Genomic DNA, 21,584 nt, shown 5'->3' with positions numbered 1-21,584 from the left:
TTCGACTGGCTCCACCTCGCCCGGAGGTCCTGCTACGTGGTGACGGGCGATTCCTCGGCGGCGTCCGCGACGAACCTCTCGGCCGCCGCCGCGTCGACACCCAGCGAGGACAGCACCCCGGCGCCGTCCTCCTCCTCCAGCAGCCCCAGCAGAACATGGCCGGTGCTGACGCTGTCGTGGTCGAGCCGCAAGGCCGTCCGGAACGTCAGTTCGAGCGCCTTCTTCGCGTGGGCGTCGTACGGAATCAGCACCGGATCGGCGTCGCTGCGCTCCGGCAGGGCCGCCACTGCCGTGTCCCGCGCCCGGCCGAGGTCGACGCCCTGCGCCCGCAGGGCGTCGACCGCAGTGCCCTCGGTGCCGAGCAGGCCGAGGACGATGTGCGCGGGGACGATCTCCGCGTTGCCGGCCAGCTTGGCCTCGTTCATGCCGGCGACGATCGCGCTGCGGGCGAGCTGGGAGAACTTGTCGAAACCGTGCGACGGGTTGGCGTCGGGCTTGCCGACGAAGCGCTTCTGCGCGGCCTGCCTGGTGACGCCCATGCTCCGGCCGATGTCGGTCCAGGACGCGCCGGAGCGACGGGCCTGGTCGACGAAGTGACCGATGAGATGGTCGGCGACCTCGCCGATGTGGTCGGCCAGAAGCACCGCGTCGGCCAGCTGGTCGAGGGCGTGGGTGTGGTTCTTGGTGATCGCCGTGATCAGGTCGTCGAGCCTGACCGGCGGAGTGATCTGCGTCATACTGTCAACCTTAGGTTGTCAGTCTGCTCTCGTCAACTACGAGTTGACACTTGCTCTCATCCCGGCCCGGCCCCGATGCGCGGCGTCCGTGCGGGCGACCCGTGTGCCTGCGTGGAGCGCACCGGCCGGGCCAGGGCTGGTGCGTCGGGCCGCCGGTGAGCCGTGGGCGTTGCGGCACGTACGGCTGAGGTACGCCGTTCACCTACGGGGGCCGCCGATGGGGATGTCGTACGCGATCTGACCCCCGACATCCCTTCTTCCGTACGGAGATCCCTCACCTCATGTCCAGAACCCTCACGACCCTGCGCCGCGCCGGCGCCGTCACGGCCCTGACCGCTGCCGGACTTCTCGCTGCCGCGGGCTGCCCTGCCGACGGTAGCCGTCGGCAGGGCAGCGTTTCGTCGCTGCGAACCCCGGCACAGTTGTCCCTCACGGTCCCTCACGTGACGCGAACCACAACATTGCTCCGGAACTCGACCCACGGCGGCTCCGACTCCTGATGCAGTACGGCGCGATCCGACCGACGCCGTACGACGTGATCTGGAGACGCGGTTGATGGACGAGCCCCGGCAATCCTCCTCCGGCGCGGGTGCGGTGTCGCGGAAGCTGGTGCCTCCGCCCGCCCTGTGCGGATTCCTTCTCCTGCTGGCGCTGATGTTCGCGGTGTCGTACGCCGTCGGTGCCGCTGCGGGACCTGTCGCGCCCGGCATGCACGGCACCGGCACGAGCCGGGGTGACGGCGATTCCGGCGGGGGCGGCGGCACGGATGACATGGGGGACATGCACGGGGGTGGCCACTGATGGGCGGGGAACCGGTGACCGTCGACCTGGTGACGACCGACCTGACCATCGGTGGCATGACCTGCGCGGCCTGTGTGAGGCGCGTCGAGAAGAAGCTCGGCAAGCTGGACGGGGTCACGGCGACCGTCAATCTGGCCACCGGACGGGCGCGGGTGAGCCACCCGCCGCGGATCATCCCCGAGGAACTCGTCGCCGCCGTCGAGAAGGCCGGCTACACGGCTGCCCTGCCCGAACCGCCCGGACCGCCCGAGCCGCCCGAGACGCGCGAGGGCAAGGACGCGGGCGAGTCCGAGGAAGCTCGCCAGGAGCGGGGTCGGCTGCTGATCACCGCGCTGCTCGCGGTGCCCGTGCTCGTGCTGTCGATGGTGCCCGCGCTGCAGTTCCGTAACTGGCAGTGGCTGTGCTTCGCGCTGGCCGCACCGGTCGCTGTCTGGGGCGCGTTGCCCTTCCACGTGCGTGCGGCGCGTGGGCTTCGGCACTCGGCGGCGACCATGGACACCCTGGTGTCGCTGGGTGTGGGGGCGTCCTTCTCCTGGTCCACCTACGCGCTCTTCTTCGGTGGTGCCGGGGAGCCCGGCATGCGGATGCCGTTCACCCTGGTGCCCTCGGCTTCGGACGGCGCGGCGCACGTCTATCTCGAAGCGGCCGTCGGTGTACCGCTGTTCGTCCTGGCGGGGCGGTTCCTGGAGGCGCGGGCCCGGCGCGGGACCGGGGCGGCGCTCAGGTCACTGGCCCAACTCGCCGCCAAAGAGGTGACGGTCCGAGAAGGCGGCGCGGAACTCCTCATCGCCATCGAGCGGTTGAGAGCGGGACAGATCTTCGTCGTGCGGCCGGGGGAGCGGGTGGCCACCGACGGGCAGGTGGTGGAGGGCAGTTCGGCCGTGGATCTGTCCCTGGTCACCGGGGAGAGCGAGCCCGTCGAGGTCGGGCCGGGTTCGGCGGTGGTCGGCGGCGCCGTCAACGCCGGCGGGCTGCTCCTGGTGAAGGCCACGGCCGTCGGTGCCGACACCCAGCTCGCCCGGATCACCCGGCTGGTGACCGAGGCCCAGGCCGGCAAGGCACGGGCGCAGCGGCTGGCCGACACGGTGGCCGGGGTGTTCGTCCCTGTCGTGCTCGCGCTGGCCGTCACCTGTCTCGGCTTCTGGCTCGGTGCCGGGGCCGAACCGCAGGCCGCCGTCACCGCGTGCGTGGCCGTGCTCGTCGTGGCCTGCCCGTGCGCGCTCGGCCTGGCCACGCCGACCGCGCTGATGGCCGCGACCGGCCGCGGTGCCCAACTGGGCGTCCTGGTCAGCGGACCTGAGGCGCTGGAGGGGCTCCAGCACATCGACACGGTCGTGTTGGACAAGACCGGCACGCTGACCTCCGGCCGTATGACCGTCACCCGGGTCACGGCCGTACCCGACGGACTGGGCACGGAGGGTCTGCTGCGGTTGGCAGGTGCCGTCGAGCAGGGCTCGGAGCATCCCCTGGGCCGCGCGATCGCCGCGTACGCCCGGCGGGAACTCCCCGAGGGGCCGCTGCCGGGACTGAGTGAGTTCGCCGCGGTGCCGGGGCGGGGCGTGCGCGGCCGGGTCGAGGGCCGGCTGGTGGAAGTCCTCGCCCCGGACGGCGAGTTGCCCACCGCCCTGGCAGACGCGCTACCGGTGGCCGAGGCCGCCGCCCACACCGCCGTCCTGGTCCGGGTGGACGGTGCCGCCGAAGCCCTGATCGAGGTCGGGGACGTCGTACGGCCCGGCAGCTACCGTGCTGTGGACCGGCTCCGGCGCCTGGGCGTGCGGCCGGTGCTCGCCACCGGTGACCGTGAGGCACCCGCGCAGGCCGTGGCCGCAGCCCTGGGCATCGACGAGGTGCATGCCCGCTGCACTCCCGAGGCCAAGGCCGACCTCGTACGGGACCTGCAGGAGCAGGGCTACCGCGTCGCGGTCATCGGCGACGGCGTGAACGACGCCGCAGCCCTGGCCGGCGCCGACCTGGGCATCGCCATGGGCAGCGGCACGGACGTGGCCATCGGGGCCGCCGACGTGACGTTGGTACGCGGGGACATCGAGGCGTTGGCGGACGCCGTCCGGCTCGCCCGGCGCACGCTGGGCACGATCCGGGCCAACCTCGTCTGGGCCTTCGGCTACAACGTCGTGACCGTGCCGCTCGCCATGGTCGGCCTGCTCAATCCGATGCTCGCAGCGGCGGCGATGTCGGTGAGTTCGCTGCTGGTCGTGGGCAGCAGCCTGCGGCTGCGCGCCTGGCAGCCCTCGCCCGCTCCCGCCCGGAGGCGTACCCGATGACCGAGCAGAATCTCTGGCGACCCACTCGCCGTCGGTTGACCGACTCCCTCCTCGCCGCGCTCGGGCCCGTGGCCGCGTGCAGCCTCGCCCTGGGAGGGCTGACGACCTGGGCCGGGGCCGGGAAGGCGGGCAGCCCGGCTCGGATCACCGTCTCGAACGGGCGGGTCCTTCTCCCGTACGGGGACAGCACGGACACCGCGGCGCTCTTCGACATCGCCAACGTCGGTGGCGCGGACGACCGGCTGGTGAACGTGACGTCCACCGCCACGTACGGCCGGATCACCCTCAGCGGGCACCGCATGCTGGACGGCCGGGCCGCCGACAAGTCGGACGTGACCTCGGCCGGCGTTCCTGCGGGCGGCGTGCTGTCCATGTCGCCGCGCGGTGTGGACGTGACGCTGCGGGCCGGGGCCGGCTGGCGGGCGGGCGACCTCGTACCGTTCACGCTGCACTTCGAGCGCAGCGCACCGGTCCAGACGATCGCGGTCGTGATCCGCCCGAGCGACAGCGGTCCGTGATCGCCTGCCCTCTGGGCGGAGGAATCCTCTTCCGAACGTCGGGGCAGAGTGCCGTCGAGTTCCAGCCGGTTGTCGTGGGCTGGATCACACCCTGGGGATCGAGTGCGGTCCCCCGTGGATGTCCGTACCCACGCCTGACGACCGAAGCCCGGATGCGAGGATGGGGCGCGATGACAGCAGGGTGGTGTGCTCGCGCGATACGGGCCGCGGTGTTCGCGGCCATGTGCGTGCTGCTCGCTGCCCTGGGCCACGTCCTGATGTCCGGCAACGACGTGCCCGCGTGGGCGCTGGCCGCCGGCGGGGCCGTGACCGGTGCCGTGGGCTGGTGTCTGGCGGGGCGTGAGCGCGGGTTGCCGTTGATCGTGACGGTCGTGGTCGCCGCCCAGACGGTGCTGCACGAGGCGTTCTCCTACGCCCAGTCGGCATCCGGCTCGTCCGGCGGCTCCGCCTCCATGGACATGAGCGGCATGGGCTCCATGGACAGCTCCATGGACATGGGCGCCATGCATATGGACCACACGGGCATGAGCCCCATGGATCGCATCGGGCACTCCATGGACGGCGGTTGGTCGTCGTTCGGCATGCTCGCCGCCCACCTGCTCGCCGCGGTGCTGTGCGGCCTGTGGCTGGCTTACGGCGAGAAGGCCACCTTCCGGATTCTGCGGGCGATGGCCGGATGGCTGGCGGCGCCACTGCGGCTGCTGCTCGCCCTGCCCGGTACCCCCGAACGCCCGCGCGTCCACATGCGGCGCCGCCGCTCGGACCGGACGCCGCGTCTCCTCCTTCTCGTCCACGCGATCACCTCTCGGGGTCCGCCGGTGGGGACGGCTGTCGTCTGAAGACAGCTGGTTTCCCGAGGCTGCCCGGCTGCCCGTGTGCGCCTCGGGCCACGGCCGTACGACCGCACAGGCGCTGTAGCGCCACAGCGACGCCGTAGGGCCGGCTCTCCCACTTTCACCGGACCACCCGCTTTGGCACGCCCTGGTCCGGATCACGGTTGACCCGAGAAGGACACCAGGTGATTACCTCTGCCCTGCCCACCTCGCGCGCCAAGAGCTACATACCGGCAGCGCCCGACGAATCGATCACCGCGTGGGCGCTGGCCGCCCGAGGCGGTGATGCGCACGCGGTCGAGCAGTTCGTGGGCGCCCTGCACCGGGACGTCCAGCGCTATGTCGCCCGCCTGTGCGGCGACCCCCAGGCTGTGGACGATCTGGCCCAGGACACGTTCCTGCGGGCCCTCGGCAGTCTGCACCGCTTCGAGGGGCGTTCCTCGGCGCGCGCGTGGCTGCTGTCCATCGCCCGCCGCGCGGTGATCGACAGCTACCGGTACGCCGCGGCCCGGCCGCGCCTGACCGACGTACCCGACTGGCAGCTGGCCGTCGAGCTGGCCCAGCCGTGCGACGTGCCCGGATTCGATGACGGCATCGCCCTGCTGGATCTGCTGGCCTCGCTGCCCGATGACCGTCGGGAGGCGTTCATCCTCACGCAGCTGCTCGGCCTGTCGTATGCGGAGACCGCCGAGATGAGCGACTGCCCGATCGGCACGGTCCGCTCCCGCGTGGCCCGAGCCCGCGCGACCCTGATGGACCTGCTGGACGAAGCTGACGAGACCGCCGCGCCGGCGACTTGAGCGCCAAGAGGGTGTCGGTGCCGACTGGAAGAACGGCACCGGCACCCTCGCCGCCGGAGTACCGGGAGCGGTTCACCTGAGCCGGTTCGGCAACTGCCCGGGAACTCAGGGCACCTTCGCTCCGACTACTGGACCGGGTGGCGAAGGCTCGCCCGTGTACCGAGTGGATCCGGGAGTTGTTCGATGCGTTCTCGTGTGTGGGGCGGTACCGCGGCCGTCGTACTGAGCGGCTTGCTGCTGGCGGGCTGCGGCGGCGGGGGGAAGGACACGGCGGACGGGAACGCGGGGCAGGCCGGGGAGACGGTTTCCGGTGGCTACCCGGTGTCCGTCACCGACTGCATGGGCGCCAAGACCACCTTCTCCAGCGCCCCGAAGAGAATCGTCACCAGCAACGCCTCCAGCCTGGAGCTGCTGCTGCGCCTCGGTGCCGGCGACCAGGTGATCGGCACCGGTTTCCCGCCCGGCAAGGGCACGCTGCCCGGCGCCCTCGACGCACAGGCGCAGAAGGTCAAGGTGCTCAGCCGGTCCGTCATCCCGAAGGAGAAGCTGCTCGGCTCCGGAGCCGACCTCTACATCGACACCTTCGCCTCCATGGGAAGCATGGGCGGCGGAGGCATGGGGGACGCACCGACGGCGGACGAGTTCAAGGCGGCCGGGACCAAGCACATCTACCTGAAGTCCACCGCCTGTGCTGCCCAGAGCAAGAGCCCAGTGACCGATCTGTCCGCTGTCGAGGCCGACATCACCTCCCTCGGCGCGGTCACCGGCACGAGCGCGCAGGCGCAGAAACTCGTCGCCGGAATGAAGGAGAAGATCGGCGCGGTCCACAAGGCGGTCGGCGGTACGGCGGAGAGCAACCGGCCGACGTACTTCTTCTTCGACTACGACGCCGGTACGAAGCAGCCCTCCGTCACCTGCAATCGCCAGATCGCCAACGCCGTGATCACCCTGGCCGGAGCCCGCAACGTCTTCGCCGACTGCGACGGCGACTACAAGCAGGTCGGCTGGGAGGACGTCATCGCCAGGAATCCCGACTGGATCCAGCTCGGCGTCCGCGGCCGAGGCGGCGAGGCAGCGAACAAGAAGGCGTTCGACGAGGCCGAACAGTGGCTGAGGTCAAACCCCGCCACCAAGGGCCTGAAAGCGGTCAAGGAGGGCCACCTCCTGCGCATCGGCTCCGAACAGACCACCATCGCGGGAGTCGAGAACGCCGAAACGGTCGAGACCATCGCCAAGACCCTCTACCCCGGCAAGGTCGCCTGATCGTGGCCTTCACACTCGTGCGCCGGAAGGCCGCGGCTGCGGAGGAGCGCGGCAGCCTGCCCGCCGGTCCGCCGGCGGCGGTTCTGGCCGTGGCACTGCTGGCCGCGCTGACGGCCGCCGTGGCCTGGGGCTCGACGTCGATCCCGCCCGGCGAGGTGTGGAGCGTGGTGTGGCGGCGGCTGTCCGGCGAGGCTCCGCGCCCCGGCACGGACGACCTCATCGTCTGGCAGCTCCGATTTCCTCGTGCCTTGCTCGCCGCCCTCGTCGGCGCCGGCCTCGGTCTCGTCGGTACGGCCGTCCAGGCGCTGGTGCGCAACCCGCTGGCCGACCCCTACCTGCTGGGCATCTCCAACGGCGCCTCCCTCGGCGCGGTCGCCGCGATCGTCCTCGGCCTCGGCGCCGGCGGGGCGCTGGGCTTGGGCCTGTCCGGGGCGGCTTTTGTCGGCGCGCTGGCGACGTTCGCGCTGGTGTGGGCGGTGGCCCGGCGCGGTGGTGGGTTCGCGCCTCTGCGGCTCGTGCTGGCCGGGGTCGCGATCGGCCAGTTCCTCTCCGGGTTCACCAGCTACCTGGTGCTCCAGTCCGGCGACGAGCAGCAGACCCACAGCGTCCTGTTCTGGCTCATGGGCAGCCTCAGCGGAGCGACGTGGGAACTGCTCGCCGTACCCGCCGTCGCCGTACCCGCCGCGCTGCTGTGGCTCCAGGCACGCGCCCGGGGCCTGAACGCCCTGCTGATGGGCGACGAGACGGCCGCCGGACTCGGCATCGACGTCACCCGGCTGCGCCGCGAGCTGTTCACCGTCACCAGTGTGCTGACCGGTGTCCTGGTGGCGGTCTCCGGCGCGATCGCGTTCGTCGCGTTGATGGTGCCGCATGTCTGTCGCCTGGTAGTGGGGGGTGACCACCGACGCCTGCTGCCGGTCTCCGCGTTGTTCGGCGCGCTGCTGCTGGTCGTGGTCGACATCGTGTGCCGTACGGCGATGGACACGCAGGAGCTGCCGGTCGGCGTGGTCACCTCTCTGCTCGGGGCTCCGGCCCTGTTGTATCTGCTGGACCGGCGTCTGGGGAGCGGCAGTTGAGGATCGAGATCGAGGACCTGCACGTCGCCTACGCCGGCCGGACAGTGGTCGCGGGCGCCCATCTCGTCGCCGCCGAGGGCGAGATCACCGGGTTGGTCGGCCCGAACGGCAGCGGCAAGTCCACGCTGCTGCGTACCGTCTACCGGCACCTGAAGCCCACCGCCGGGCGGATCCTGCTGGCCGGCACGGACCTGCGGGAGATGACCCCGCTCCAGTCGGCGCGGCACGTGGCGGCCCTGCCGCAGGAGCGCGGGAGCGACTTCGAGCTGACCGTGCGCGAGGTCGTCGCGATGGGCCGTACGCCCTACAAGCGGGCCTTCGCGGGGGAGGATGCCGCCGACCGGGGCATCGTCGCGCAGGCGCTCACCGACGTCGGCATGGCGGAACAGGCCGGACGCCGCTTCACGGCCCTGTCCGGCGGTGAGCGCCAACGTGTCCTGCTGGCAAGGGCGTTCGCGCAGAACCCGGACGTCCTGGTGCTGGACGAACCGACCAACCACCTCGACATCCGCCACCAGGTCGATCTGCTCGCCCTCCTGCGTGCCCAGCGCCGTACGACCCTGGTGTCGTTGCATGACCTGAATGCCGCGGCCTCCGTCTGTGACCGCCTCCACGTCCTGCACGACGGAGCGGTCGTCGCCTCCGGCCCGCCGCGGGAAGTCCTCACGCCCGCGCTGATGGCGGAGGTGTTCGGAGTGCGAGCGGCGGTTGTCGAGCATCCCCTGACCGGTGACCCGCTCATCGCCTTCGACCACCGGACGCCGGCGGACGAGGCACCGACAGCCGTGCCGCTGGAGACGCCCAGCCGGGGATGAACGGGCTGATGAACGGCTCGGGCAGGACGACGGTCGCGCCCTGCCCGCTCGGCCGTCTGCCGGGTCGGGCGGGGATCGAATCGGCGATGTGCTGGTGGAGTCGGCCGTGTCGGGCAAGCCGGCACGCGGCGGCCGCCCCGACTGATCGGCGCGGGCAGTTTCAGCCTGCCCGTCATGATTTTTGGACGCGCCCGGGAACTCGTGTGCGATCCCTCCCGACTTGTGGGACGAGGCTGCCGTCCGGCAGCCCACCCACGACCGTGAGGGGCGGCAACGGTGACAGGCCACAGTCCCGGTTCGGAACAGCCCGGCCACATACCCGTCGGCGGCGAGGACCGCTGGCTGCTCGTTGCGGTGGCCGGCCTGTTGTCGTTCGTGGCGATGCTCGACATGAACATCGTCAACGTGGCTCTGGCGGACATCGCCGACGGTCTGCACGTCTCCGCCGCGACCGCCCAGTGGGCGGTCCTGGCTTATCAACTGCCCGTAGTGGCCTTGCTGTTGCCTGTCGGCCGGTGGCTGGACGGGGTCGGCATGCGCTCCGCCCTGCTGGTCGCGACCGCGGGCTTCGGTCTGTGCAGCGCACTGGCGGCCGCCGCACCCTGGGCGTCCTGGCTGATCGCCGCCCGCCTCGCGCAGGGCGCGTTCGGGGCCGTGCTCTTCGTGCTGATGCCGGTTCTCGCCCTGCGTTCGGTACGGCCGGAACTGCGCGGGCGGGCCATGAGCGTGCCGGCGACGCTGGGCCCGCTGGGCGCGGTGACCGGTCCGGTGGTGGGCGGACTGCTGCTGGACCACCTGGGCTGGCGCGCCGTCTTCCTGGTCAAGATCCCTTTCTGCCTTCTCGCCCTGGCCGTGGCGTGGAGGGCGATGCCGAAGGACGGCGGCCTGCGCCTGCCCGACCGGCGGTCGGCGGCGGATGTGCTGCTGGTGGGTTCCGGGGTGGCCGCCCTGCTGCTGGCGCTGACCCTGGCGTCGGGAAGCCCGGGGTGGCTGGTGCTCGCGCTTGCCGCCGTACCGCCGTTGTGGTGGTGGCTGCGGGGACCGGGCGGCCGCCCGGTCGTCGGCACACTGCGGGCGATGCGGCTGTTCCGGGCGCATACGGCGGTGCTGGCGCTGGCGGCCGGGTTCGCGGCGATGCACTACGTCGTCGCCCTGCACCTCCAGCGCGACGACGGCGTCAGCGCCACCACGACCGGTCTGACCGTGCTCGCCTTCCCGCTCGGCATGGGGCTGGCCGGGCCGGTCGGTGGCCGCCTCGCCGACCGGTGCGGGGCTCGGACAGTGGCGGTCATCGGCGCCGCCCTCACCGCCGCCGGTCTGCTCCTCCTCGTTCCACTGGCGGGTGACTGGTCGCCGGTGGACATGGCCTGGCGGCTGGCGCTGGCCGGCCTCGGCATGGGCCTGAACGGCGGCCCGACCCAGGCCCTCGTCATGGGTGCCGCCCCGGCGGACCGCACGGCGACCGTGGGCTCCTCCGTACAGCTGGCCCGCAGCCTCGGCTTCACCCTCGGCCCGGCCCTGGCCACCGCCGCCTGGGGTCTGGCCGGAGGCGATGACGGCGTGACGGCCGGGCTGACCCTGGCGGCAGTCGCCGCCTGTATCGCCGTACCCCTGCTCGCACTGCAAGGACGCAGGCCGGCGCTCGTGCAAGAGATGTCCACCGACGCGGCTCCCGCCGCCCACCACCCCTGACCGAGGAGTCGTTCCCATGTGCGGAATCGCCGGCTGGGCGTCCTTCCACAGCGACGCCCGTCCCCAGGCCCCGATCATCGAGGCCATGACCGCCACCCTCACCCCGCGGGGCCCCGACGCCGGAGGCGTCTGGCTCGGCGAGCGGGCCGCGATCGGCCACCGACGCCTGGCCGTCATCGACCTGGATGGCGGCGTACAGCCGATGACCGACCGGCCCGACGAGCCGGCCATCGTGCTCAGCTACAGCGGCGAGGTCTACAACCACCACGAATTGCGCACCGAACTGCGCGCCCGAGGCCATGCGTTCCGCACGCGCAGTGACACCGAGGTGGTGCTGCGGGCGTACGCCGAGTGGGGCGAGGCGGTGGCCGAGCACCTGGAGGGCATGTTCGCCTTCGCCGTCTGGGACGAACGCGCTCAGAGCCTGCTCCTGGTCCGCGACCGGCTCGGGGTGAAGCCCCTGTTCTGGGCCACTGTCGACGGCGGCCTCGCCTTCGCCTCCGAGCCCAAGGCCCTGTTCGCCCATCCAGAGATACGGCCCCGGGTGGACGCGGACGGGCTGCGGGAGGCGTACAGCCTGCTGTTCAACACCGGCCCGACCGTGTGGTCCGGTGTCAGGGAGGTCGAGCCGGGCGGCGTGCTCGTCCTGGACGGGGGCGGCATCCGTGAACGCCGCTACTGGCAGCTGGAGGCCGCCGAGCACACCGACGACCAGGACACGGCCATCGAGCGGATCCGCGTCATGGTCGCTGCCGCGGCCCGCAGCCGGCTCGAAGCGGACGTCCCGCTGTGCAGCCTGCTCTCCGGTGGCATCGACTCCACCGTCCTGACCGCCCTGCTCGCCGACGAACTCCGCCTGCGCGAAGGTCCGGACGCCCGCATCCGCTCCTACGCCGTCGACTACAGCGACCAGGCGGAACAGTTCACAGGCGACGTCCTGCGCACCGGCCACGACACGCCCTACGCCATCGAGGCCGGCGCCTTCATCGGCACCGACCACAGCACTGTCGTCCTCGACCCGCGCGCCCTGCTCGACCCGGAGCACCGCAAGGCCGTCATCGTGGCCCGCGACTCACCCATCGGTGTCGGCGACATGGATACGTCGCTGTACCTGCTGTTCGGCGAGATCCGCCGGCACTCCACCGTCGCCCTCTCCGGCGAGGCGGCCGACGAGGTCTTCGGCGGCTACCCCTGGTTCCACAACCCGAAGGCTCTGGCAGCGCAGACCTTCCCGTGGCTGCTGGTGACGGGCGACGAGGCCGCCATGCCCCTGAACCCGGAACTCGACCTTCGCATCGCCGAGTTCCGCGACGACACCTACCGCGCCGCCCTCGCCGCCGTACCGCACACGGACGCAGAGAGTCCCGCCGAACACCGCCAACGCGAGATGCAGCACCTGTCCCTGACCCGCTGGCTGCGCCAGCTCCTGCACCGCAAGGACCGCCTCAGCATGGCGCAGGGCCTGGAGGTCCGCGTCCCGTACTGCGACCACCGGCTCGTCGAGTATGCCTTCACCACCTCCTGGGCGCTGAAGAGCTTCGACGGACGGGAGAAGAGCCTGCTGCGCGCGATGGGCGCCGGCCTGGCTCCGGAGTCGGTGCTGCACCGCCCCAAGAACCACTACCCGGCCACCCACCACCCCGACTACAACCGCGGCCTGCAGGACCTGGCCCGCGACGCGCTCGCCACCGAACAGGTCCGTGCCCTGGCTGACGAGACCCGCATCAAGCCCTGCCTCGACACCCCGCCCGACCGACTGGAGTGGGGCCACCGCCTGCGCCTCGAACGCGTCGTCGACCTCGCCCTGTGGCTGGACCACCACCAGCCCGAACTCGCCCTCTGAGGAGCCTCCCCATGACCCTCCAGGAACAGCATCCAGTGCCAGATCCGGACACCTTGCCCGACCCCGTGCCGCTGACGGGCTGCCCCTACAAGAGCAACCCCTACCCCCTGTATGAGCAGATGCGCGAGGCCGGCCCCGTCCACCGGGTCCTCTTCCCCAGCGGCGTCCAAGCCTGGCTCGTCACCGGCTACGACGCCGCCCACGCCGCGCTGAACGACGACCGCCTCGGCAAGAACCACGACCGTGGCAACGACCGCTGGCGAGCCCGAGCCTCGATCATGCCCGAGCCACAGCACTCCCAGCTCCAGGTGCACCTCCTTCACCAGGACCCGCCCAAGCACACCCGGATGCGCCGCTTCGTGACGGACGCCTTCACCCCGCGCCGCATCGAGCAGCTCCGCCCCCGCTTCCAGGAACTGGCCGACGCCCTCGTCGACGCACTGCCGGAGCACGGCCCCGCGGACCTCGTCACCGGATTCGCCGCCCACTTCCCTTTCCAGGTCCTCGCCGAAGTCATCGGCCTCCCGAAGGAACTCGCGGCCCGCTTCGACCGCGACTGGGGCAAGGTCGTCCAGCCGGTCGGCCCCACCGACCCCGGACGCCCCCTCTACGAGGCCCGCCTGCACGGCCTGCAGAGCTACATCGGCGATGTGGTGGCCCACAAGCGTGAACACTGGGACGACGACCTGCTCAGCCGCCTCGTCTTGGCCCGCGACCGCCGCGAACTGTCGCAGGAGGAGCTGGACTCGATGATCTTCCAGCTCCTCGTCGCGGGCCAGGAGCCGGTCACCAACCAGATCACCACGGCCCTGATCGCCCTGTTCCGCAAGCCGGACCAGCTCGCCCGGCTACGCGACAACCCGGACCTGCTGCCCCGCGCCGTCGAGGAACTCCTCCGCTACGACAGCGCCTTCGAGCTCACCACTTGGCGCTTCTTCGACAAGGACAGCGACCTGCACGGCACCGAGGTCCCGGCCGGCGACTCCGTGATCGTCTCCCTCTGCGCGGCCAACCGGGACCCGCGCCGCTTCCCCGACCCGGACACCCTGGACTTCGACCGCTCGCCCAACCCCCACCTCGCCTTCGGCCACGGCGTCCACTTCTGCCCAGGCGCCGCCCTCGCCCGCGCCGAACTCCAGATCGCCCTCGGCGCACTCCTCGCCCGCCTGCCCGGCCTCCATCCGGCCATCAAAGACGAGGACATCAAGTGGATCCCGGCCGTCCTCGGCCGCGGCACCAACCACCTCCCCGTCGGCTACGACCGCCGCCTCTGACACCGACGTACCGCTGACCGGGTCAGGCCACACCAGCCGACCCGGCGCCGGCTGACCCACACCCCCTGACCCCAGGCGCCTGGCATCGACTCCCGCCACGGCGCCATGTCGACGTGCCCTCGCACACCCTCGTACTCCAGGAGGAACGACATGCCCCTGACGACCGCGCCGGACACCCTCCCCGCCCGCATCGGCACCCAGATCCTGAACCTGCTGCTGCCCCACCACCGCACCAGCGACCGGACCCCCGCGACAGCCGAGGCGTTCCCGCACCAACTGCGGCGCATCTCCGCCTTCGTACGCGACGGCTCGCCCGTCGTCTTCACCCTGCCCGGCTTCCCCTGCAAGTCCCCCAACCCGGCCAAGGTCCTCGGTCACCTCCCCGACCAGGGCGAACGCCTCTCTCTGACCTTCCTGAACACCCTGTGCACCGAGATCGAGCGGATCTACCCGCCCGGCGCCCGTCTGATCATCTGCTCGGACGGCCACGTCTTCGGCGACCTCATAGGTGTCCCCGACGACCACATCGACGCCTACGCCGACGACCTACGAACACAGATAGGCCGGATGGGCCTGTACAGACTGTCCGTCTTCGACCTGCGCGACGCCCTCGGTGATCTCCCCCACGACACGAAACGCACTCTTGTCCACGAGCGCTACGCCCCCACCTTGGAGGCCCTCCGGGCCGAGATCCGCGCCGACGATCAGGCCCTCGCTCTCTACCGGGGCATCACCCGCTTCCTCGTCGAGGACGCCGCCGACTGGACCGGCAGCCGCTCCGCCCTCCAACGCGCGTGCCGCCAACGCGCCTACGGCGTTGTCCAACGCAGCCGCGCCTGGGGCACCCTGATCGCCGAACACCACCCTCGCGCCGTACGCCTGTCCATCCACCCGCAGCCCATCAGCGCCCCGAAATTCGGCATCCGCCTCCTCGACGCCCCGGATGCCTGGACCACCCCCTGGCACTCCGCCGCCCTGCACCGCGCCGACGGCACCTGGACCCTCATCCCCCGTGCGAGGGCTGCCCAACAGGGACGACTGGTACAGCAGGACGGCAGGGCCAGTCACTTCGACCAGAACGGGATGGCGAGTCTGTCTCGGGTCGGCTGCACGACCGGGGCGTCAGTCGCCGGTAAGGGCTGCTCGTGATGAGCGCGAACGGAAGCGGACGGACGGCTCGCACACGGCCGTGTCCCGCTGCCGACGGGAGCGGGACACAACTGCAGGGCGGGATCCGTCCGGTGCGATGACTAGGTCTCGGAGGACGAAGCGTTCTCCTGCAGGGCGAGGCCCATGTGAGCGGCCAGGGCCGTGGCGAGGGAGGCGACCGTCGGATGCTGCCAGACGAAGTTGCTCGCGAGGCGGACAGCGAGGTCGGCGTCGAGGCGGATCCGCAGCTCGGTGGCAAGGAGCGAGTCGAAACCCAGGGACTTCAACGGGGTGTTCGGGTCGAGTGTGGCGCTGCTGGTGCGCAGGATGGCCCGGATGTGGTCTGCCAGGTAGCTCTCCAGGGCGGTCTGGCGGGCGATGCCGGCAGGCAGCGCCTCGATGCGGGCGCGGATGTCCGAGCTTCCGGTTCCGGTCTGCTTCTGCTCCGTGTGGACACTGTCCGGGGCGAGGAGGGTGAACAAGCTGGAATCCGCGGCTGCACGGGGGATCCAGGTCTGGGGAGGTCCGGGGATCACTGCGGTCCGGACCCTTTGGTGGGCGAGGAGGCAGTGGAGCGCTTCCAAGCCCTTTCGAGTGGGAATCGTCTCGTAACCGCGCTCGGCGAAGTCGACGGCCTGCCCTGTTTCTCCCCACGGGCCCCAGCCGACGGCCAGTGTGGGCAAGCCGTTGCGTGTGCGCCAGGTGGCGAAGGCGTCGAGCCAGGCGTTGGCTGCTGCGTACGTGCCCTGTCCAGCGTTGCCCAGCAGGGAACTCATCGAGGAGTAGACGACGAACCAGTCCAGTGACCGGTCGGCCGTGGCCCCGTGGAGGTTCCATGCACCGGTGACCTTGGGCGCCCATACGCGCTTGAGCTGGTTGTCGCGGATGGTGGTCAACGCGGCGTCGTCGAGAACCATGGCGCAGTGCACCACGCCGCGCAGCCGTACACCACCCTTGGTGGCAGCCTCGACCAGCCGTTCCGAGGTGTCGCGCTGCGAGATGTCGCCCAGAATGACCGTGGTGTCGGTGGCCAGGTCGTTGACGGTGCGAGCGGTGTCCAGCGACGGGGGACGGCGCCCGTTGAGGACGATGCGGCCCGCTCCCTGCTCGGCCAGCCAGCAGGCGGTGGCCAGGCCCAGTCCTCCCAGCCCCCCGGTGATGATGTAGGCGCCGTCGTTGCGCACGACGGGCGGGCCCTCGGGCACCACGGCGGTGGTCTCTCCCCGGTCGGGAACGGTCAGCACGACCTTGCCGGTGTGTCGGGCACGAGCCATCAGCCGAAAGGCGGCGGCCGCGCGGTCCAGGGGGTACTCGGTGCACAACAGCGGTTTGAGCCTCCCCGCGGCGATGTGGTCCATCACCTCGCGCAGCACCGAGGCCAACAACTTCGGTCGGCGTTGCTGCAGTTCGATGAGATCGACTGTGCTGAAGGTGATGTTGTGGCGCAGCGGGCCGAGCTTGAGGGGAGCGTCGGCCATGATGTCGCGTACGCCCAGTTCCACGAAGCGGCCGAACGGGCGCAGGCTTTCGAGTCCGGCGCGGACGGCGGGTCCGGCAAGGGAGTTGAGGACGACGTCGACCCCTTGTCCGTCGGTGGCCCGACGAGTCTGTTCGGCGAAGTCCAAGGTGCGGGAGTCCATGACGCAGCGGATTCCCATCCCGCGCAGCTGATGCCGTTTCTCCTCCGAGCCGGCCGTCGCCAGCACGTCTGCGCCCAGGAGACGGGCGACGGCGATCGCAGCCCGGCCGGTGCCTCCGGTTGCGGAGTGGATCAGCACGCGTTCACCGGGTGCGAGCCGTGCGACGTGCTGCAGGGCATACCACGCGGTGAGGTAGGCCGTGGGCAGTCCTGCCGCCGTCGCAGGCGCCAAGCCTTGCGGTACGGGAGCGACGGCGGCGCAAGGGACGGTGACGAAGGGGGCGAAGGCGCCGCCCTCCAGCTGAACGGCGAGCACGGTGTCCCCTTGACGGAGGTGGTCCACGCCAGGTCCCACGGCGCTGACCACGCCCGCGCACTCGAAACCGATGCGGTAGGGGGTGGCGGGCTCGGAGCCGAGCATCCCCAGGGCGGTCAGGACATCACGGAAGTTGACGCCCGCCGCATGGACGCGTACCTCCACCTCGCCCTTGCCGGGCCGGCGACGGCCGGTCGCGGCCGGTTCGAGGCTGTCGAGATCTCCGAGCCGCCCGACGTGCAGGCGGAACCCGTCGTCTTCGAAGTGGACGGTTCGGGTGGTTCGGGCCGTGCCTTCGGCGGGTGTGACGGGAGCCCGGTCGATGCGCGCGACGTACCGGGTGTCACCGCGCAGTGCCACCTCGTCTTCGGGCGCGCCGGCGAGGAGTTCGGCGGCCAGTGTGCGCAGCCCGTGCTCGTCGGGGTCGGTGTCGACGAGGGTGGGGTGCATACGGGGCCGCTCGACCGCCAGGACGCGTGCCACGCCGCGCACGGTGCTGTGCGCGGGGTGGCCGGATTCCTCCGCCGTAACGGCGTACGCGTGGTGGGTGGCCGCGTACAGACGCCATGTTCCGCGGTGCTCGTCGGCCGCCTGAGCCAGAGCGAGCAGCCGCCGTGCGCGCTGTTGCGCGCCCTGAGTGGGGTCAGTGGTGTCAGCTGAGGGTGCGCCGCACAGCAGGACGACTGCGCGCCATGGGTCGCTTGCGGCAGCCAGGTGCCGGCCGAAGGTCTCGGCCAGCGAGGCGAGTGCCTGCGAGTCCAGAGGAATCTCCCGCGCCTCGACGCGGGCGCCGACGGAGCGCAGGAGCCCGGCCAGGCGTTCGGCCCGGCCGTCCCCCTCGCCGAGGACGAGCCAGTTTCCGGGCGGATTCGGGTCGGCGCCGGGCCGGGGGACGGGGTGCCAGCCGAGTTCCATGAACCACTGGTCGACGGGGGTCTCTCCGGCAGGTGCGCCCCGCAGAAAACGCACGTCGTCGAGGGCGACGACCGGACGGCCGTGGGCATCCAGGACGCGGACATTGCCGGCGAGTGTCGCATCGCTGTTCTCGGTGATCAACGCGTGGGCGTACACGGCCCGAGCAGGGTCTCCGAGGAGGCGGAGGGCACCGACCCCGACCGGGAGGATCGGTGCGGGTGCAGTCTCTCGGCCCGCTCCCGCGACGAGCAGTTGGAGACACAGATCGAGGAGGACGGGGTGGACGCTCAGGGCGGGGGCAGGGGTGAGGGCCGTGCGCGGTAGTTGGATGCGGGCCCAGAAACTCTCCTGCCCCTTGGTGGTCCGCAGTGCGGTGATGCCGGTGAAGGCGGGGCCGTGTTCCAGTCCACAGGCGCGCAGCCTGGCGTAGAGCCTGCCGGGATCAAGGGGGATGGGATGTTTGCCGTGCAGTGCGGGGACGGAGGCGGCACGGGTGTCGCGGGACGCGAGTGCCCGGCGGGCGATGGCTGAGGCGTGCAGTTGCCAGGAGCCGTCCGGGGTACGGGAGTGGATCTCGCAGGTTGCCTGACCGCCGTCGGTGAGAGTGACGGTGGTGCTCAGTTCGGTGTCATTGTTCAGGGGCAGCAGGTCGTGGAAGGCGATGTCGATGAGGTCGAGGCCGGGGGCGGCACCGGTCAGTGCGGTGAGGGCCGCGGTGTGGAACACCGCGCAGAAGCCGGCGCCCGGTACGACAGGGGCGCCGTGGACGCGGTGGTCGTCGAGCCAGGGCAGGTGCTGGGCAGGAGCGGTGGCGTGCCAGCTGTGCCGGACCGGGTCACCGGGGACCTCGGTGTGTCGGCCGGGCAGGGCCCCGCCGTCGACCTGTGGCGCCGGGCCCGCAGCCCAGTGGCGCATGCGATCGAAGGTGGTGGTGGGCGCGTCGGCCAGGACGCCGTTGCCGTACATGGGAGTCCAGTCGACGGTGCCGCCGTTGCAGTGGAAGGCGGCGAGCTGGGTCCGGAAGGTGGCGACTTCATCCTGCGCGCGACGCAGAGTGGGCAGAACGACGGCGTTGGGAACCAACTGGGCCAGGCTGTCCGTGAGGGACTGGGTGACCACGGGATGGGGCGAGATCTCGATGTAGACCTGGTGCCGGTCTTGGGCGGCCGCGGCTACGGCGGGGTGGAAGCGAACGGGCCGTCGGAGGTTGTCGCACCAGTACGCGGCGTCGAGGAGGAGGTTCTGCCGCGGGTCCTCTGTCACGGTGGAGTAGAAGGGGATGTCAGGCGGGCGGGGAACGAGGCCGGAGAGTGTCTGGTGCAGATCGGACAGCAGAGGGTCGACGTGAGGGCTGTGCGATGCGACGTCCACCGCGATGGGTACGGCGGCGATTCCGCGCTCGTCCCACCGGCTGACCAGACGGGTGATCTGGTCGGCGTCGCCGGAGACGACGGTGGCATCGGGCGCCGCCAGGACGGCCACGGACACGCCGTCGGCGCCTTCGTCGACGAGTGCGGCTTCCACCGCGGCCCGGCCCAGACCGACGGTGGCCATGGCGCCCGTGCCGGCGATCCGCTCCAGCAGCGCCGAGCGACGGCAGATGACGCGGACGCCGTCGGCGAGGGTGAGGGCTCCGGCCACGACCGCGGCCGCGGCCTCTCCCATGGAGTGGCCGATCACGGCGGCGGGTCGGACGCCGTGTGCCTGCCAGGTTGCGGCCAGGGAGATCTGCAGCGCGAACAGGGCCGGTTGGACCCGTGGGCATCCGGTGACCGACTCGCCGGCCCGGATCAGGTCCAACACGGAGAAGCCCGCCTCCTTGCGAATCAGGGCGTCTGCCTCGGCCAGAGCCTTCCGGAACGCCTCGTCCTGGGCCAGGAGTTGGCGGCCCATGCCGGCCCACTGGGAGCCTTGGCCGGAGAACACCCACACAGGACGGCGGGGGGCGGTGACATCGGCCGTGCCGGACACGAGGGCCGGAGTCGGCAGGCCGTTGACGAACAGCCGGAGCGTGTCGGTGGTCTCGGTGCGGGAGCGGGCGACGACCGCGAGGCGTCCCCGGCCGGGCCTGCGTCGCAGCGCCAGGGTGTGGGCGACGTCTCGAAGCGGGACGTTCGCGCCGTCCGTGTCCAGCCAGTCGGCCAGTCTGCGGGCAGCGTCCGGCAGAGCCCGGTGGGATCCGGCCCCGACCAGGATCACCTCGGGCGGTACCGGCCCGGGGCGACGGCGGGCGGGCAGGCCGGCCCAGCGGGCGGGCCGCGGAGGCTCCTGCAGGATCACGTGGGCGTTGGTGCCGGAGAAGCCGAACGAGGACACAGCGGCCAACCTGACCGGTTCCTTGGCGGGCCACGGCGTGCTTTCGAATGGGACGAACAGACGGGTGGCGTCCGCGGCGATGGCCGGGTTCCAGCGGGTGAAATGCAGGTTCGGAGGGATCATGCCGTGCTGCAGACACAGGACGGTCTTGATCAGCCCGGTGATTCCGGCGGCCGGCTCCAGGTGGCCGAGGTTGGTCTTGACCGAGCCGAGTGCGCACGGTGAGAGACCATTGCCGTACACGGCGGCGAGACTCGCGAACTCCACGGGGTCGCCCACGGGGGTGCCCGTGCCGTGAGCTTCGATCAGTGAGATCCGGGCCGGGTCGACACCGGCCCGGTGGAGCGCGGCGCGGTAGAGGGCCTGCTGTGCATCGGCGGAAGGGGCGGCGAGGCCGTCGGAACGGCCGTCCTGGTTCACCGCGGACCCGCGGACGACGGCAAGGATGCGGTCGCCGTCCCTGCGGGCCTCGGACAGGCGCTTGAGGACGACGACGCCGCAGCCCTCACCGCGGACGAATCCGTCCGCCGCGGCGTCGAAGGTGTGACAGTGGCCGGTCGGGGAGAGCATGCCCATCCGGGCGAAGGACCGGGTGATGCGGGGAGCAAGCATGAGAGTGACGCCGGCGGCGAGGGCCAGGTCGCACTCCTCGCGGTGCAGAGCCTCGCAGGCCAGGTGGAAGGCGACCAGCGAGGAGGAGCACGCGGTGTCGAGAGCGATACTGGGGCCGTGCAGGCCGAGGAGGTAGGAGACTCGGCCGGCGGCGACGCAGTGGCCGTTCGTCAGGATGGAGCCTTCGAGTTCCTGCGGCTGTCCGGCCAGTTGGTCCATGTAATCGTTGTAACTCAGCCCCGTGAACACGCCGGTCGCAGAACCGGTGAGTCGGTCGGGGGGCAGCCCGGCGTGTTCCAGGGCCTCCCAGACGACCTCCAGCAGGAGCCGGTGTTGGGGGTCCAGAACGTCGGCCTCACGACCCGCGACTCCGAAGAAGTCCGCGTCGAACCGCGAGACGTCCTTCAGATAGCCGCCCCGGTGCAGGGCGGGGCGCGCGTCGGTGGGCGCCCCGAGCCCAGCACCGGCCACATCCCGGCCGGGCGGTGGAGCGCCGACTGCTTCGCGCCCCTCCACCAGCAGGCGCCATAGTGCGGCCGGGGAGTCGGTGTCTCCGGGGAGGCGGCATCCCATGCCGATGACGGCGATGGGCACGTTCGCCGACCGAGGGCCGCGCTTGTCGTTGGTCACGGAAGTCTCCTTGTCGGTGGGAGATGGGAGGAGCGCGGGCTGCGCCCGGAAGAGGGGGACGGGCCGCCTGTCG

The 21,584-nt window shown here is 71.5% G+C and carries 14 protein-coding genes; 12 read left to right on the top strand and 2 right to left on the bottom strand.

Annotated features, from left to right (window positions below):
- Positions 1–32: 32 nt before the first annotated feature.
- Entirely contained in the window at positions 33–737 is a 705-nt protein-coding gene (locus ACWD3E_RS26370) for a Clp protease N-terminal domain-containing protein (RefSeq protein WP_451390032.1), read from the bottom strand.
- Positions 738–1,292: 555 nt separating this feature from the next.
- On the opposite strand from ACWD3E_RS26370, the gene ACWD3E_RS26365 reads away from it, so the two are divergent.
- The 12 genes from ACWD3E_RS26365 to ACWD3E_RS26310 all read left to right on the top strand — a co-directional run bounded on the left by ACWD3E_RS26365 (position 1,293) and on the right by ACWD3E_RS26310 (position 15,083).
- A complete protein-coding gene (locus ACWD3E_RS26365; RefSeq protein ID WP_451390031.1) occupies positions 1,293–1,538 on the top strand; it encodes a hypothetical protein in 246 nt (81 codons plus the stop codon).
- Positions 1,538–3,820, top strand: coding sequence for a heavy metal translocating P-type ATPase (locus tag ACWD3E_RS26360; RefSeq protein ID WP_451390030.1), 2,283 nt, complete (start codon positions 1,538–1,540; stop codon positions 3,818–3,820). The genes ACWD3E_RS26365 and ACWD3E_RS26360 overlap by 1 nt, the downstream gene beginning before the upstream one ends.
- A gap of 35 nt (positions 3,821–3,855) precedes the next feature.
- On the top strand, positions 3,856–4,338 hold the full coding sequence (locus ACWD3E_RS26355) for a copper chaperone PCu(A)C (RefSeq protein ID WP_451390029.1): 483 nt from the start codon (positions 3,856–3,858) through the stop codon (positions 4,336–4,338).
- Between the two features lie 170 nt (positions 4,339–4,508).
- On the top strand, positions 4,509–5,177 hold the full coding sequence (locus ACWD3E_RS26350; RefSeq protein WP_451390028.1) for a hypothetical protein: 669 nt from the start codon (positions 4,509–4,511) through the stop codon (positions 5,175–5,177).
- A 179-nt stretch (positions 5,178–5,356) separates the two neighbouring features.
- Entirely contained in the window at positions 5,357–5,971 is a 615-nt protein-coding gene (locus ACWD3E_RS26345; protein ID WP_451390027.1) for a sigma-70 family RNA polymerase sigma factor, read from the top strand.
- A 183-nt stretch (positions 5,972–6,154) separates the two neighbouring features.
- The gene (locus tag ACWD3E_RS26340; RefSeq protein ID WP_451390026.1) at positions 6,155–7,234 is read left to right on the top strand and encodes an ABC transporter substrate-binding protein; all 1,080 of its coding nucleotides are present in this window, start codon (positions 6,155–6,157) and stop codon (positions 7,232–7,234) included.
- A 2-nt stretch (positions 7,235–7,236) separates the two neighbouring features.
- On the top strand, positions 7,237–8,310 hold the full coding sequence (locus tag ACWD3E_RS26335; protein ID WP_451390025.1) for a FecCD family ABC transporter permease: 1,074 nt from the start codon (positions 7,237–7,239) through the stop codon (positions 8,308–8,310).
- Positions 8,307–9,125: an ABC transporter ATP-binding protein gene (locus tag ACWD3E_RS26330; RefSeq protein ID WP_451390024.1), complete on the top strand. Its 819-nt coding sequence runs from the start codon at positions 8,307–8,309 to the stop codon at positions 9,123–9,125. Before ACWD3E_RS26335 ends, ACWD3E_RS26330 begins: the two co-directional genes overlap by 4 nt.
- A 276-nt stretch (positions 9,126–9,401) precedes the next feature.
- On the top strand, positions 9,402–10,817 hold the full coding sequence (locus ACWD3E_RS26325; RefSeq protein ID WP_451390023.1) for an MFS transporter: 1,416 nt from the start codon (positions 9,402–9,404) through the stop codon (positions 10,815–10,817).
- Between the two features lie 16 nt (positions 10,818–10,833).
- On the top strand, positions 10,834–12,660 hold the full coding sequence (gene asnB / locus ACWD3E_RS26320; RefSeq protein WP_451390022.1) for an asparagine synthase (glutamine-hydrolyzing): 1,827 nt from the start codon (positions 10,834–10,836) through the stop codon (positions 12,658–12,660).
- An 11-nt stretch (positions 12,661–12,671) separates the two neighbouring features.
- Complete coding sequence (locus ACWD3E_RS26315) at positions 12,672–13,934, top strand: cytochrome P450 family protein (RefSeq protein WP_451390021.1); 1,263 nt, start codon at positions 12,672–12,674, stop codon at positions 13,932–13,934.
- Between the two features lie 150 nt (positions 13,935–14,084).
- Positions 14,085–15,083, top strand: coding sequence for an L-tyrosine/L-tryptophan isonitrile synthase family protein (locus tag ACWD3E_RS26310; RefSeq protein ID WP_451390020.1), 999 nt, complete (start codon positions 14,085–14,087; stop codon positions 15,081–15,083).
- Between the two features lie 101 nt (positions 15,084–15,184).
- Here the strand turns inward: ACWD3E_RS26310 and ACWD3E_RS26305 are convergent, their stop codons facing one another.
- Positions 15,185–21,511: an SDR family NAD(P)-dependent oxidoreductase gene (locus ACWD3E_RS26305; protein WP_451390019.1), complete on the bottom strand. Its 6,327-nt coding sequence runs from the start codon at positions 21,509–21,511 to the stop codon at positions 15,185–15,187.
- Positions 21,512–21,584 lie beyond the last annotated feature (73 nt).

The organism is Streptomyces sp. NPDC002676 (assembly GCF_053592455.1).
This window is presented reverse-complemented; position numbering and strand designations above follow the sequence as displayed.